General features: G+C 48.4%; 13 protein-coding genes. 3 read left to right on the forward strand and 10 right to left on the reverse strand.

From position 1 onward, the window contains the following. Positions 1-55: 55 nt before the first annotated feature. From ACEW9O_RS19895 to ACEW9O_RS19920, 6 genes are all read right to left on the reverse strand, one after another. Positions 56-1411, reverse strand: coding sequence for a glutamine synthetase family protein (locus ACEW9O_RS19895; protein ID WP_373551948.1), 1356 nt, complete (start codon positions 1409-1411; stop codon positions 56-58). 339 nt (positions 1412-1750) lie between these two features. After that, positions 1751-2665, reverse strand: a complete 915-nt coding sequence (locus ACEW9O_RS19900) for an MBL fold metallo-hydrolase (protein ID WP_373551949.1) — start codon at positions 2663-2665, stop codon at positions 1751-1753. A gap of 108 nt (positions 2666-2773) precedes the next feature. Beyond that, positions 2774-3079, reverse strand: a complete 306-nt coding sequence (locus ACEW9O_RS19905) for a hypothetical protein (protein WP_373551950.1) — start codon at positions 3077-3079, stop codon at positions 2774-2776. A gap of 17 nt (positions 3080-3096) precedes the next feature. After that, positions 3097-3657: a DUF4240 domain-containing protein gene (locus ACEW9O_RS19910; RefSeq protein ID WP_373551951.1), complete on the reverse strand. Its 561-nt coding sequence runs from the start codon at positions 3655-3657 to the stop codon at positions 3097-3099. 109 nt (positions 3658-3766) lie between these two features. After that, entirely contained in the window at positions 3767-5449 is a 1683-nt protein-coding gene (locus tag ACEW9O_RS19915) for an ArnT family glycosyltransferase (protein ID WP_373551952.1), read from the reverse strand. 40 nt (positions 5450-5489) lie between these two features. Further along, entirely contained in the window at positions 5490-6335 is an 846-nt protein-coding gene (locus ACEW9O_RS19920) for a DUF3298 and DUF4163 domain-containing protein (RefSeq protein WP_373551953.1), read from the reverse strand. A gap of 233 nt (positions 6336-6568) precedes the next feature. Here ACEW9O_RS19920 and ACEW9O_RS19925 point away from each other — a divergent pair, with 233 nt between their 5' ends. Further along, positions 6569-7501 (forward strand): diacylglycerol kinase family protein, encoded by a 933-nt coding sequence (locus ACEW9O_RS19925; RefSeq protein WP_373551954.1) that lies wholly within the window; start codon positions 6569-6571, stop codon positions 7499-7501. A gap of 107 nt (positions 7502-7608) precedes the next feature. Here ACEW9O_RS19925 and ACEW9O_RS19930 read toward each other — a convergent pair whose 3' ends face one another. The 3 genes from ACEW9O_RS19930 to ACEW9O_RS19940 form a co-directional block, all read right to left on the reverse strand. Further along, positions 7609-8349 carry a hypothetical protein gene (locus ACEW9O_RS19930; RefSeq protein WP_373551955.1) on the reverse strand — a complete coding sequence of 247 codons (741 nt, stop codon included), beginning with the start codon at positions 8347-8349 and terminating at the stop codon, positions 7609-7611. 140 nt (positions 8350-8489) lie between these two features. Then, positions 8490-10259 carry a helix-hairpin-helix domain-containing protein gene (locus ACEW9O_RS19935; protein ID WP_373551956.1) on the reverse strand — a complete coding sequence of 590 codons (1770 nt, stop codon included), beginning with the start codon at positions 10257-10259 and terminating at the stop codon, positions 8490-8492. 11 nt (positions 10260-10270) lie between these two features. Continuing rightward, positions 10271-11122 (reverse strand): OmpA family protein, encoded by an 852-nt coding sequence (locus tag ACEW9O_RS19940; RefSeq protein WP_373551957.1) that lies wholly within the window; start codon positions 11120-11122, stop codon positions 10271-10273. Positions 11123-11329: 207 nt separating this feature from the next. Between ACEW9O_RS19940 and ffh the strand changes: the two genes are divergently transcribed. Continuing rightward, on the forward strand, positions 11330-12688 hold the full coding sequence (gene ffh, locus ACEW9O_RS19945) for a signal recognition particle protein (protein ID WP_373551958.1): 1359 nt from the start codon (positions 11330-11332) through the stop codon (positions 12686-12688). A 267-nt stretch (positions 12689-12955) separates the two neighbouring features. Further along, entirely contained in the window at positions 12956-14473 is a 1518-nt protein-coding gene (locus ACEW9O_RS19950) for a M16 family metallopeptidase (RefSeq protein ID WP_373551959.1), read from the forward strand. Here ACEW9O_RS19950 and ACEW9O_RS19955 read toward each other — a convergent pair. Beyond that, a partial coding sequence (locus ACEW9O_RS19955) for a transposase domain-containing protein (protein WP_373551960.1) occupies positions 14458-14576 on the reverse strand: 119 nt, incomplete at its 5' end. The genes ACEW9O_RS19950 and ACEW9O_RS19955 overlap by 16 nt on opposite strands.

The following is a 14576-nucleotide window of genomic DNA, read 5'->3' on the forward strand; positions in this document are numbered from 1 at the left end:
CTCCCCCCCCACCCCCCCCCCCCCCCCCCCCACCCCCCCCACAACTCCTCAACGCTTATATTATTTCAAAATACCGCTTTAGTTCCCATTGGGTTACCGCCTGGCTGAACTGCCGCCATTCCCATTCGCGGGTGCGGATGAAATGGTCGCAAAATTCAGCACCAAACAATTCAGTCGCCAAGGTAGAACTTTTCATCAAATCCACCGCTTCATACAACGAAGTAGGCAGGGGTGGATTGCTGGTGTTGTCGTATGCACTGCCGCGCACGGGGTCGGGCAGCGTCAGGCGATTTTTGATGCCGTACAGACCCGCCGCCAAACAAGCCGACATGGCCAGATAGGGGTTGGAGTCAGCTCCGGGTACTCGCGTTTCGAGGCGCATGGACTTGTGGCCGTGGTTGATCACCCGCAAGGCAGTTGTCCGGTTTTCGATGCCCCAGGAGGCACTCACCGAAGCCCATGAACCTTTCACCAAACGTTTGTAACTGTTCACATTGGGTACAAACATGGGCAAAATGTAGGGCAAACAATGCAATTGACCCGCCACGTAGTGTTGCATCAATTCGCTCATCTTTTCGGGGGCGTCAGTCTGGTAAAAGAGGTTCTGCTTTTGTTCAGGATCCCACAAACTCTGGTGGATATGCCCACCACAACCCGGCAATTCTTCACTCCATTTGGCCATAAAAGAAGCCATGATGCCGTGGCGATAGGCAATTTCTTTCACCCCGGTTTTGAAAAGGGTTGCCCGATCGGCAGACTCTAAAATATCGTCAAAAATGATGGCTGCTTCGTACACGCCTGGCCCGGTTTCGGTGTGTAAACCTTCGAGCGGAATGCCAAAAGCTTGTAAGTCATCAAAAAGTTGGTGGTAAAATTGAGGATTGACCGAAGGCCGCAAAATGGAATACCCAAACATCCCCGGTGTGAGTGGAGTGGGGGAGTGGTAGTCTTTGTCGTGCCAGCTTTGGGGTGTTTCTTTGAAGTTGAACCACTCAAACTCTTGCGCGAACATAGGGGTATACCCCAAATCCAGACACTCCTGTCGAATGCGCCGCAACAAGCTGCGGGGGCAAGCACCACGTATCAATGGCTCGGCCTGGCTAAAATCGCCCAGGAAAAATGGAATGTTGTCTTCCCACGGCACGTAGCGGAGGGTATTCAAATCTACATTACAAATGGCATCGGGATAGCCCGTATGCCAGCCGCTGGCGCGGGTATTGTCGTAACACACATCGTTGGAGTCCCAGCCAAAAACCACATTGCAAAAGCCCATACCTTCGTCCAGGCCTTTCAAAAACTTGCTGCGGTGCAGGATTTTACCCCGCAGGATGCCATCGATGTCGACGATGGCGTATTTTACTTTGTCAGTGGGGAGCGCGTTAAGGGTACTGGCAATGTCCTTGCTGGTCATGGAATCGAATTTTGGGGCAAAATAAGGACTAAGGAACGAGAAAAAAATAATTGCACGTTTTGTCTGGCTCTTTTGAACTTACTCTTCCTATCTTTTTCGTTAAATAGGCTTGCTATTCGCCTCAAAAGATACTCGATTAAGCTCAAAATAGCGGCGTCAAAATCGTGCAATTATTTTTTTCTCGTTCCTAAAGTTTAATTCCAAATGTCAGTTTCACCGCTTCGGTTTCCCAATGATCAAATGGCCTCATACGTTTTTTACAAAGTTAAGCTAAAAAGTAGCATCTTGGGGTGGAAATCTGGACAGGATGTTGTTTTTTCTACTCTATCTTCCCGCCCCCTACTGCTTCCCCTCCACCACCTCATCATACGCCGCATTGAGGCTTCTTTCGATGCCTGCACCTTTAAATTCCTCCGCTCCGGGAATGAGTAGTGGTTTTGAGGCGATCAACTGCTCTTTGGTTTTACCCGCCTTGACCTCTTTTTTCACAAATTTCAAGAGCTTGGAGAGGTAATTTTGCATCACCGCGAATTCTTTTCCGGTTCCGGTCACTGGTAAACCATCGGCGGCATGTCCAAAAATATAGAGGGTGTCTTTGTCAAAGTTTTTACGGGCTTTGCCCAGCGCTTCAATCCAGTTGGCTATCGAGGCACCGGCACCTTTGTCTATGTTGGGAAAACGCCGATTGAACATCAAATCCCCACAATGCACCACGTTGGCATTTTCAAAATGTACGAATGCGTCGCCGTTGGTGTGGCCGGGGCCGTAGTAGTGCAGGCTGATGGTTTCGCTGCCAACTTTTTGTGACCATTTGGTATCGAAGGTGGTATCAGGGTACAACTGTTTGTCTTCGGTTTTGGCACCAATGGCCACTCGCTCCTGATTGGCCCTGGAATTTTTGTGGGCCACCACTTTGTTCACGATGTCCTTAAAGGCAATATTGCCCCCAGAGTGATCCCCGTGGTGGTGGGTATTGACCAACAAATCAACACGCCGCTGGTTTTGTTTGCGGATTTCTTCAACCAAATGCCCGGCGGTATCCGGGAATTGAGTGTCGACCACTACCAAACCTTCCTTATCGATCATCCAGGCAATGGTGCCTCCTCTTTCGGTAAAGATGCCCACGTTGTTGCGCAGGATTTTCATTTCACCCGCGGGGGCCAGGAGTTGTTGCAGCCAGGCCGCAGGCACTAAGGTGGAGCCAATGGCAAAAGTAGAAGTTTGTAAAAATTGACGACGATGGAGTGGTGACATGACGAAGATGATTTAGATGGTGAGCGTCTTTGAACGAAGATAAAATGAAAGCTGGGGATAAAGGTTTAAAGGTCCAGATTTTCTCGGATAGAAATGGCAGTTTTTATTTCAATCCACCGGATTCCCCCTCGGCCTATCTCCATGTTCCAAAGCATAAGCCAGAATATGCTCCGTTTCTAATCTCCTCGCTTCACGTTTCCCTGGAATATCCTGAATCAAAATTCGGGCAAAAACGCGAGGCCATTGATCGATTCTGTTCAAATGATTGACTTGTTCGCGCATTCGGCTGGAGCTGCCATTTGCATCAATGGGTTTACAACTGATTCCATATTTGAATTCACTATTGTCCAGACGGTCAATAATTTCGTAAAGATGATGCAGTTCATCATTCTCATAAGAATTCCGATGTGCCATGTGGGGTCAATTTACTGTCAAGCCTCAGCATTGCTCCTCGTTTCATAATTAAAACTTGGCACATAATTAAACTCCCTTCCAGTCTTGATGGCATAAGCATCGGGCGCGACACTCAAGAGGTGCTCAAAATCAATCCCGGCGGGCATAGTTGAAGGGTCTTTGAGCACCTGTTCATAATAGGCTCGCCCTTCCGCTACTACACCACAGCGGACGTATAAAAAATCATCCATTGAAAAATAATCGTCTTCCTGCTTGGCGAGGTAGGCTTTGGCATGTTGGCGGGTGTCCAAGCGGAACAATTTTTCAGCCAATTTTTCAGCAAACAAGTAGATGTTCGAAATGGGCAGCTTGGACAAAGCCTGGATAGCAGGTTGAATGATCTCATCCCGGCGGCCTTTGTCCCAATCCAGTAGATCGATGATGTCCCAGAATTGTTCTTCCGAGAACAAGCCCTCACCCTGTTGATTTGTTTCCACACGTATTTCTACCTCCGCAGTGCTTCCTGCACTTGCTTGTAAGTCTTTAAAAAACTGAAGATTAATGTCTTGAAGGTTGACTCTTAATACGGTGGTTGCCATATTTCTAGGGATTGGATTTATGCCAAAGATTTTAATAAAACTTCTTAAAACGCAATAAAGTTAACACTTTTTATTTTTAAATGCTGGTGTTTCTACTCCATCCACAGAATTATTTTAGCACGTTCAAGGTGTGCCCCTCACTCGCCAAAGTCGACTGCAATTCCCCATACCGCAACCCAAACACCATCTCCAATTCCCCCGGAAACTTTACAGGCACCCGATATTTTACCTCCAAAATATAATCCCTCCCTGGCAGCCAGGCACTCAGCGGCTTGGCAGGTACGCCGTACTCCTCCCACAAATACTGTCCATCCCGGTGATAAGCCAGCCCGAGGCGCAACTTAAAAGTCCCCCGATTGGGATCAACTGCAAAAGGGTAGGGGTTATATAATTTCAGCTGCACCTGAATCGAATCACCCGCTTTGGCTCTTTGGGGCGCTTTGAGCACTTCCAGGGTGATTTTTTCGGCCACCTGGAAATCCTCCAGCACCGCGCCGAGCATGGTTTTTTTACCCAATTTCAAAGTGTCACAAGCGGCGCAATAAGTTTTGCGGTCCAGCACCAGATACACCTTTTTGCCTTGCAGTTCCAGTTCGTCATCCCAGAGGTCGTATTGGCTTTTGCGGTATTGAGCGGTGGTGAGTTCGTACGCTTTTTGGCGGGTATAAAAATGGTAGAGCGCCGGATTGCGGTAGGTGTTGTGGAAAACAACCGGGAGCTGACCCACTTTGGGTTGCAGGGCGCTGATCCAGGATTGATTGTCGAATTGTTTGCCCAAGGGTGGCAAAAGCAACAACAAACCTACTCTTGCCAAGAGGATAAGCGCTGCTGAGCTAAAGCCAAGAACCAGCAGGCTTTTGGAATTAAAACCTTTTTGTTTTTCCCGTGCAAATAAAAGCAACACCAATGGAATAGACAAAATCGCCGTCCACTGTGGTTCCACATGGCCTTTGCTGGTGCTCCAAAGGAAAAAGAGCCAAAAACCACCCATAACCCAGCGAAAACTGCGCTGCAATGGATCTTGAATCGGCAATTTGATCAAAGTCAACACAATATAAGGTAGCAATAGTGGCGAAAAAATCACGACCTGATTGAGCAAATAATTCAGGGTATATTTCAATTCATACACATCATCCCGCCCTTTGAGGTGATAGCGGAAGGATGGGAAATCGTGGCTGTACTGCCAGTACAAATGCGGCACAAACAACAGCGCCCCTATCAAACCTGCCGCATAAAACCAGGGTTGCCGAAACAAACGCAAATTGGACAATACCGTAAAAAAGATCAACAAAATGCCGTGGTACTTGCTGTACAACAAGGCCGCCATAATTACCGCCCAAATCAGCGCATTGGCAAACCCAGGCCGAGCCAAAAAACGCTGATAACCCCAGAAAAACAGGGCAGAAAACAACATCAGTGGTGCATCAGCGGTGGCGATAAAGCCATAGAGCTGCAAAAAAGGCATGGCCAGCAAAAGCGCAATCAGGAGGTAAAGCGGCCGACCCGACTGAGGGCGTCCTGCCAAATCCCAAATCACCCCAAAGGCCAAAGCGTTAGCCAGCACAATAAAAAAACGCAGGCCCAGCGTACCCGGAAACAACCAGATACCCAACTTGATCAACAAAGCCGCTGCGGGTGGATGGTCAAAATACCCCCAATCCAACTGTTGAGCGTAGACCCAATAGTAAGCCTCATCGGGGTCGAGTTGAGTGAAGCCGGCCTGTAACAAATTGAGCAGCACCCAGCACAACAAAAACAGCGGAAATGAAAAAGTCAGGACTGATTTGGACATGCGCGATTATTTCACTTTAGGGCGATAAAAAAATGAACACTTATTTTTGCCCCACTACTTTACTTTGATCCACCAAATCACCCAGTTCTTCCCAACTGAGCACAAATTCGGTGGGCCCAACGGCATAAGCAGCAATTTCGTAAGAGTTGTAAAAGAACCAAATGCCTTCTCCGGATAGGCCAATATTGGCAGGCAACTGGAATTTGCCATCCCAAAAAAAGCCTTGGTCATTCAAATTGGCATTGGGGGCTATTTCATGGGTTTTGCGGAATTTTTTCTCCGCCAATTGCACCAATTTTCGCTGGTCTTTCACCAAATCTTTAATGGTGATGGCTTTGCCCGTTTTGGTATCGTAGTTCAACAAAGTCACGGTTGTATTGGGGTGTGCTCCGCCGGTATAGGAATAGGTGCTGAGTTCGATGGAAACCAGTTTGGGTGATTCGAAGGTCACTGTTCCATAGGTTTCAATGCTCCAGGGGGTGATGAAGGGATCAGAATTGTCTTCTTCGGCACGGGTTTTGGCCTCGGCGGTATATTCGTTGTAATCCTGGATGAAGCGGTTGCCCAAGTCGTCCAATGTAGCCACATTGCCCATGTCTTCTGGGGACAAACTCGTTTTGATGTAGTGTAAAATCGAGTCGTTGATTTGTTTAAATACAGCGCCTGGTTCCTTGAATTGCGGAAAATCGATCTCAATGATGGCGCATTCATTGGAGTCACTTTTGCACCCGTCGGAAGCTTTTTTAAACTGTTGTTGCTCTTTGTGGTAACTAAAAGTGGGTTCTTCGGCGGGCGCTTTTTCTTCCACCACGGGCGATTGACAAGTGGAAAGCGAAATAAACAGGGTTGCAACGATGGCAATCGAGGTATATGTTGATTTGAACATAATGGTTCTGGTTAATTGGCGGCAAAATTCACCAATAAAGTACAAAAAGTGTGAGGGAAATGCAATTATTTTCACAAAATTGTGTGAGGTTTAGAAGGTTGAGGGAAGTAGAGGAAGGTTGAGGCTACCGCAGCGATTTTGACAATGCCTTTGTGTATGGCGCTGCGGTAGCCTCAACCTCCCTCTACCATCTCAACCATCCTCAACCCCTTTAATCAACCTAACACCCTTTTATGCCCAATTGGTTCATCATTGCCAATCCTGCTGCTGGCGGAGGTCTGGTCCAAAAATCCTGGCCCGCCATCGAAGCCGAACTCCAAAAGTTGAACATCCAATACGTTTCCAATTTTACGATTGGCCCGGGCCATGCCATCACCATGGTGCAGGAAGCGCTGACTGCTGGTTATCGCCACATCATCGCCGTTGGGGGAGATGGCACCAACCACGAGGTGATCAATGGTTTGATGTTGCAAAAAACGGTACCTGCCACCGAAGTGCAGTATGGTTTGCTACCGGTCGGAACGGGCAACGACTGGATTCGGACTTACGGCATTCCGAGCAACTGGCGGGAATGGTTGCCACAACTGTTTTCTGCACCTTCGCGCTTGCAAGATGTAGGCTTGGCTACTTTTTGGTCAGGCGGGCAAAAGGTTGAGCGTTTTTTTACCAACATTGCGGGCTTGTGTTACGATGCCTTTGTGGTCAAAACCATGGTGGAAAACCAGGTTAAAACCAACAATCGCTTCGTTTACCTGAGCTGGATTTTGCGCTGTTTGTTTCGTTTTACGCCACCAAAATGTAGGGTGCGCTTTAATGGTCAAAGCGTAGAAAAAGCTTGTTACACCATTAATGTCGGCATTTGTAAGTACTCGGGTGGGGGCATGCAGTTTGTACCCCAAGCTATTCCCGATGATGGTTTATTGGGCCTAACGATTGCGGGCAAACTCAGTAAATTGGGCGTGATGCTGGCGACGCCAAAGTTTTATGCGGGTACCGTTGGGGAGCACCCCAAAGTGGACTTGTACCAGTCGAAGGAAGTGACAGTGGAAGCAACCGGAACCAATCCTGTATACGTGGAAGCCGATGGGGAGTTTTTGGGGGAATGCCCGGCGGAGTTCAGGGTGCTGGCAGGAGCGATCAGGATTATTGCGCCCGCTTTAGCTTAGGTGATTCTTAAGTGCCTTGGGTTTCTTAGGTGGTGAAAAAATGTTATAGCTGCTTTTTTTTCACCACCTAAGAAACCCAAGGCACTTAAGAATCATCTAAGGGGTAATTACAAAGTCGTAAACTTCTCCTTCGGCACCTTACTCATCACCCCAACATCGCTCAACTGCCGATTCCCACCCCGGTCGCCCGAGAGCATGATTTTTCCCTGTTTTTGGTAATTGTTCCAGGGAGTAGACATCCCCGGTTTTTCATCCGATGCCTTGCGGAAATGTTGCCACTGGGTTACCATGTGGGTGTTTTTGTCCACGTATACCAGGTAGCGGTTTTCGGGGGTGCGACCCACACCCTCAAAGGTTAGTTCCAAAACCTCGGAGGCTACTCCAGCCTCGGTGGGCATTTCTCCTTTGTATTTCAGGGTTACCCCGGAATCTTTCAGCTTATAGGGCATCACCAGCCAATAGGAGTCATTGATCCAAATGGACTTGGCTACTCCCGCGTATTTTTTGATCGAATCCGCTTGGGTCATTACCGTACCCTTGTGTTTGATTTGGCCCGTTTCTTTGTTCAAGTCCACAATGTAGGTGCTGTTGTCGCCAGGAATGTCGATGCGTACGCGGCCCGCTTTTTTGTCCCACAACAAGGTTCTCCGCCCAAAAAAGTTCCAGGTAATGTAACGCGTAGCATCCCAGGCTTTGCGGCCGCCCATGGCTTCCATCACTTGATCGGCGACGGCAATGGCTTTGGCATCCGATCCCGCTGCGTTGAATCCTTTAGCAGGCGGGTTTTGAGCAAAAATGCTCAGGGGTAAGAGGAATAAAACAATACCCCAGGTGATTTTTGATGACATCTGTATAATGATTTGCTGTAAAACGGATAAAAGGTTGAGAAAGTTGAGGAAGGTTTAGGCTACCGCAGCGACTTGGACGCGATCTTGTCCACGTCACTGCGATAGCCTAAACCTTCCTAAACCTCCCTCAACCTCCTTAACTACGCCGGGTTGCTTCCCTTATCCAAAAAATCCTGATAAGTTTTCAACTCATCCCAGCGACCATCGGCAGCCAGGCCCGCCTGACGGGGCCAGGTAACGGGTTTGGCCAGACGGAAATTGTCGCCAGCAGCGTCCAGAATTTCGTAAAGGCGTGCAACAGTCGTATTGGACAGTTCATCCAAGGTATTGATGCCTGCCGCTTTGAGCAGCTCTTCAATTTTTGGGCCGATGCCTTCCACGATTTTGAGGTCTCCCGGATTGTTGCTGAAGCCCAGGGCTTTCAATGCCATGTCTTCGGCTTTGGAAGCGGAGTCAAAATCTCCCGTGGTTTCCTTGCCACCATCCAGGAAGCGTTGGTATTCGATCAAAGCGGCCCATTGCCCTTCAGCAGCCAGTTTGGCTTGTTGTGGCCAGGAAGTAGGATCCATCATTTTGTAGGCGGAACCAGCCTCTTCCAAAATTGGCTTGATTTCATCCGGCGATTTGCTGGCCAGATCGGCCCAGCTGGAAACTCCGTTGTTGGCCAATAACTCAGCAACTTTAGGTCCAATGCCTTCGATGATTTGCAGGTTGTCGGAACCAAATACTGCCGCGTAATTGATGCCTGCTTCACGATTGGCGGAACGGGCTGAGCCCAATTTTTCGGCCAGGCGATCAATTTTGGCAGGATTGTCCCCATCGCCTACATCCTTACGACCTGCATCAAGGGTGTGCTGCAAACTAGCCAGCGTATCCCAATCGCCCATCGCGGCCAATTGTGCCTGACGGGGCCAGGAATCTGGATTCATCATACTCAGACCGGCACTAGCAAGAATAACTTTGAGGTCATCCGAAGATTTACCCTCCAGGTCTTCCCAGGAACGGATACCATTTTCATGCAGCAAAGCTTCTACTTTTGGACCAATGCCCTCGATGATTTGTAGGTTATTGTCCAGGAAATAACGATTGTACACACTCCGTGGAGACTCCGCACTGCGCAATTCTACCACGCTGGCAGCCATTCTTTCGACCTTCGATTGATTCACAAAATCACCCGCAGTTTCACGGCCACCACCCAGAAAGCGCTGGTATTCGATCAAATCATCCCATTTGCCTTCGTGGGCCATTTGGGCTTGTTGAGGCCAGGTATCGGGATTCATCATGCTTAGGCCAGCAGCAGCGAGAATGACGCGGAGTTCATCTGGTGTTTTTGCACCCAAATCGCCCCAAGTTTGAATGCCTGCATTTTCTAGTACGACTTCCACTTTCGGGCCGATGCCTTCTACAATTTGCAAATTGTCGCTGGCAAACAAAGACCCGTAACCACTCGTATCTGGTCCGGCAACGGGCGTTAGGGTAGCGGCTGCTCCAATACCAGCAACGGCAGCGGCCATTTCGATTCCAGGCAGGATCGGCGGCTGGGCCGCGATCGTCATGGCGGCGAGGTTGGCGTTGGTGACTTCGAGTTTGGCTTTCAAACCTGCCGCTTCAGCTTCGGCGTGCATGGTCTTTTTGTGCCAGCTATCATTTTCCTTTTGGCATTCATCCAACTTGTAGCGCAAGTCGAACATTTCTTTTTCCAAATCACTAGCGTGGTGAACAGCTTGATCGCGTTCAGCTGCCAAGCCTCCGCCAGCAACCATAGCCGTAGAGCCATCGCTGGTTTTACGTTTGCCGCTCATGAGAGAGCCGAGCAACCAGCCCAGCAGGAACGGTAATAGGCAGGCCAACAACAGCGGCAGCCAGCATTCCATTGAAGTGAAATTAAACAATAAAATATGGATCAACATAGTGGATTTTTTTATTGGTTCTCGGATTGTTTTTTGATCAAACGCACCTCAACACGGCGGTTATTGTGGCTGTTTTCTTCGGTGGTATTTGGTGCAACGGGCAAACTTTCACCCTTGGAAGCGGTGCTGATCAAGTCTGCTTTTACCCCCAATTTTACCAAAAGATCCTGGATCTGACGGGCACGACTGGCCCCAAGGCGCAGGTTGTACTCTGGTTCGCCCTTGTTGTCGGTATGCCCAGTCAACTCGATGCGTTCACCGGTTTTGGCAACCCGTTTGGCCAAAGTTTGTAAATAGGCGTCTACAGCAGGGTCGTATTCCTTTTCGGTAGAGTTGAATGGGAAACGAATGATGGCCCCATCGGCAATTTCTTCAACCGATTCAGGAATGACTTCCTGTTTGGGTAGCCATTTGAATTCCGAGGCCGCCAACCAGGCATTTTTGTCGGATGGTGCTGCGCTGTTCAACAAACGCCCCCGCAAACGAATGCGCTCTTCGGGAATGTCTTTAAAGTAAGCATTGCGGATAGCAGTCGCCCTTGCCAGGCCCATGGTTTCAAAACCGGCCGGTGCTGCTTCGTCTTCGTAGAACAATCCGATGATTTCAAGGATGCTATCATCGTTGTTGCCCGCCTTGACCGCTGCCAACAGGGAGTCGAAACCCGGACCCTTGGCCGGATTCATATCACCATACTTAAACTGGATGGGATATTGGCTCAGTGAGTCGGCATTGTCAATAATACCTGAAACTGTTTTATCCGTACCGCAGGCTGCACAAATTTTGTGGGAGCAAAATTGGAGTAAACCAAAAAAGTACAGGACTAAAACCGCCAGGATCAATAAAATCCGAGTAGGTGTCGACATAAGAAAATTTGGGTTTTTGAGGACATTGAAAAATTTATGCTTAAATATAGCGAATATGTCATTCAATGTTTATGATTTGTACAATAAATTCACCAAGAATATAAGCTGTGTTAACACAGACAAAATCTTGGCATCAAAATTTTATTTTCCACTTTACTCGTTTCAGCTTTTTCGTATCTTTGCTGTCCGTTTTTAATCAATCGAATTATGCTTGAAAGTTTAAGTGAACGTTTGGAAGGTGCCTTAAAGGTGCTCAAGGGTGAAAACAAATTAACGGAGATCAACGTAGCTGCATCCATCAAGGAGATACGTCGTGCCTTGGTTGATGCTGACGTGAGTTATAAAATTGCCAAGGATTTTACGGATCGGATAAAAGAAAAAGCGCTCGGTTCGCAAAACGTGCTCAAAGCCGTTTCACCAGGTCAATTGATGATCAAAATCGTCATGGACGAGTTGACTGATTTGATGGGTGGACAGGCAGCCGGGCTCAACCTCGCTGGCAAACCTACCGTTATTTTGATTGCGGGTCTGCAAGGTTCGGGTAAAACGACCTTCAGCGGCAAACTGGCCCTTTGGCTCAAAACCCAAAAGAAAAAAAGCCCACTGCTGGTCGCTTGCGACGTGTATCGCCCTGCGGCCATGGATCAGTTGGGGGTATTGGCGGAGCAGGTTGGAGTGCCGATCTATAAAGAACCGGAGAATAAAAATCCGGTACAGATCGCCCTTAAGGCCATCCAATACGCCAATGAAAACAAATGTGATGTCGTCATCGTGGATACCGCTGGTCGTTTGGCCATCGATGAAGAAATGATGACCGAGATCAAAAACATCAAGGATGCCATCCTGCCTCAGGAGACCTTGTTTGTTGTGGATTCGATGACGGGTCAGGATGCGGTGAACACCGCTCAGGCCTTCAACGAAACCATCAACTTCGACGGCGTGGTGCTCACCAAAATGGATGGCGATACCCGTGGTGGTGCGGCCCTTTCGGTAAAATACACCGTAGGCAAGCCCATCAAGTTCGTCAGCATGGGCGAAAAGTTGGATACGCTGGATATGTTTTACCCCGACCGGATGGCACAGCGGATCCTGGGTATGGGGGACATCGTAACCTTTGTAGAAAAAGCCCAGGAGCAATTCGACGAAGAACTGGCAAAAAAACTGGAGAAAAAAATCCAGAAGAATAAATTCGATTTCAACGACTTCATGGCGCAGATCAACCAGATCAAAAAAATGGGTGATCTCAAAAGCATCATGGGCATGATTCCGGGGATGGATAAGCTGACCAAAAACGTAGAAATCGACGACAATGCCTTCAAAAAAGTAGAAGCGATCATCCAATCCATGACGCCCAAGGAACGCATCAATCCTGACTTACTCAACATCAGCCGTAAACAACGCATCTCTAAGGGTTGTGGCCGTACCTTGAACGATGTGAACATGTTCATCAAGCAGTTTGAGCAGATGCGCAAAATGATGCACAACATGAGCAAGATGCCAGGCTTTGGTGGTGCTGGTGCTCCAGGTGGAGGCGCAGGTAGTGCGCTGGCGAAGCGGAGACGGTAATCGATAATTGCCCTTGATTTGAGCCTTGGCACCATCAAACCCCGAAGGGGTGAAATGATTATAGGATCAATGACGAAATAGATTAGAAAAACCCCGGAGGGGTGACATTGTCTTTTAGCCGATAATGCCACCCCTCTGGGGTTTTTCTTTTTAATTTTTTTGCTATTTTTGGCTATAATCATTTCACCCCTGTGGGGTTTTTATATGGGGAAATTTTTGTATAAAAATCAGATTCAAGGTTGTAGATACTTCAAGCATTTGTTGCTAATGATGATTTGTGGATTGGGGTGGTTCAGATTGTCCGCTCAAACCCTCCCCAATGATCCCAGCGTCCGTACCGGTCAACTTCCCAACGGCCTTCGCTATTACCTCAAAGCCAATCACAAACCCGCAGGTTACGCGGAATTGCGCCTCGCCATCAAAGCAGGCTCCCTCCAAGAAAACAACAAACAACTTGGGCTAGCCCATTTTGTGGAACACATGGCTTTTAATGGTACCCGCCATTTTCCCAAAAACGAATTGATCAATTACCTGGAGTCATCCGGGGTGCGTTTTGGGGCCGATCTCAATGCCTATACCAGTTTTGGAGAGACGGTTTACCAGTTGCAGGTGCGCAAAGACAGCACCCACTTGCACAAAGGATTATTGGTGCTTGAAGATTGGGCTACAGGCATCAGTTTTGATCCTAAAGAAGTAGAAAAAGAACGGGGTGTGGTACTGGCGGAATGGCGCAGTCGACAAGGGCCGAATCAACGTTTGGAAGACCAGTATTTACCTTTGCTGTACCGTGGCTCTCGCCGCCTACAACGTTTGCCCATCGGCGATACCGCGATCATTAAACACGCCTCGGTGGCTACCTTGCAGCAGTATTACCAAAAATGGTACCGCCCCGATTTGATGGCCATTGTGGCGGTTGGCGACATCGACATCATTGCCCTGGAGCAAGAAATCATCCGCCGTTTTGGACGAATACCGAGCGTGAAAGGCCCTAAGCCGCGTACTTATTCGAATAATATCAACCCCCAACGGCGAGAAAAAATCTGTACCGACCCCGAAGCTGCTTTTTGTCAGGCTTTTTTGTACATCCGCCAAAAAGCAAAAAAACCGTGGCCGCTTGCTGCGCGTACCTACCCTGAAATGCACGAGTTTTTGAGCCGCAACCTCTACAACAGCATGCTCAACCGCCGTTTGATTCGTTTGCAACAACAAGCCGATCCTCCTTTTACTTTTGCGGGATTGGGGTATGGCAGTGATTGGGGGCAAAACCCAATGTTTTCTCTTTCGACCTTTACTTCCGAAGCCAAACTGACCACGGCGATTGCGCTCTTGTGGCAGGAGGTGCAAAAAGTGAAACAACAGAACTTTGCGTCAGGTGAATTGGCGCGGCAAAAACAGGAATTCCTCAATGCCCTGCTGCAACAAGCAAATGCTGAAGAAACTACCGCCTCGGCAGCATGGGCCAATCAATTGAGTGATGCGTTTGTAAACGACATTCCACACCTCAGCCCACGTCAACGCTATGAGATTACGCAAGAATTACTAGGAAAAATCACCCTGGATGACTTAGCCAAAGTAATTAAAGCCGTACCTGAAAATAAAAACTCAAGAGTTTTAATTTTAACTGGGCCGGAAAAAAATCGGACAAAACTGCCCAGCTTGAACAAGGTTTGGCAGCTCCTGGATTCTATTGAAAACAGCGCGCCTCAACTGCTGGACACCACCCAGAATTCCAATATTGCGGATCAGCCGTATCCGTCCGGGCAAGTGCACTACCCCTTCCACTGATCTGGGAGTAATTCATTAATCTGATTAATGGAGTGCTCAGGGATACGTCCCAAGACATCATTTAGATAAGCCATGGGGTTGATATTGTGCTGAGCACAACAAG

The organism is Haliscomenobacter sp. (genome assembly GCF_041740695.1).
In the GTDB taxonomy this organism is placed as follows: domain Bacteria; phylum Bacteroidota; class Bacteroidia; order Chitinophagales; family Saprospiraceae; genus Haliscomenobacter.

Coding starts and splice junctions, on each gene's coding strand:
- ACEW9O_RS19910 (WP_373551951.1), bottom strand. CDS start 3,657: ATGGCAACCACCGTATTAAGAGTCAACCTTCAAGACATTAATCTTCAG.
- ACEW9O_RS19925 (WP_373551954.1), top strand. CDS start 6,569: ATGCCCAATTGGTTCATCATTGCCAATCCTGCTGCTGGCGGAGGTCTG.
- ACEW9O_RS19915 (WP_373551952.1), bottom strand. CDS start 5,449: ATGTCCAAATCAGTCCTGACTTTTTCATTTCCGCTGTTTTTGTTGTGC.
- ffh (WP_373551958.1), top strand. CDS start 11,330: ATGCTTGAAAGTTTAAGTGAACGTTTGGAAGGTGCCTTAAAGGTGCTC.
- ACEW9O_RS19895 (WP_373551948.1), bottom strand. CDS start 1,411: ATGACCAGCAAGGACATTGCCAGTACCCTTAACGCGCTCCCCACTGAC.
- ACEW9O_RS19900 (WP_373551949.1), bottom strand. CDS start 2,665: ATGTCACCACTCCATCGTCGTCAATTTTTACAAACTTCTACTTTTGCC.
- ACEW9O_RS19930 (WP_373551955.1), bottom strand. CDS start 8,349: ATGTCATCAAAAATCACCTGGGGTATTGTTTTATTCCTCTTACCCCTG.
- ACEW9O_RS19905 (WP_373551950.1), bottom strand. CDS start 3,079: ATGGCACATCGGAATTCTTATGAGAATGATGAACTGCATCATCTTTAC.
- ACEW9O_RS19940 (WP_373551957.1), bottom strand. CDS start 11,122: ATGTCGACACCTACTCGGATTTTATTGATCCTGGCGGTTTTAGTCCTG.
- ACEW9O_RS19920 (WP_373551953.1), bottom strand. CDS start 6,335: ATGTTCAAATCAACATATACCTCGATTGCCATCGTTGCAACCCTGTTT.
- ACEW9O_RS19950 (WP_373551959.1), top strand. CDS start 12,956: ATGATGATTTGTGGATTGGGGTGGTTCAGATTGTCCGCTCAAACCCTC.
- ACEW9O_RS19935 (WP_373551956.1), bottom strand. CDS start 10,259: ATGTTGATCCATATTTTATTGTTTAATTTCACTTCAATGGAATGCTGG.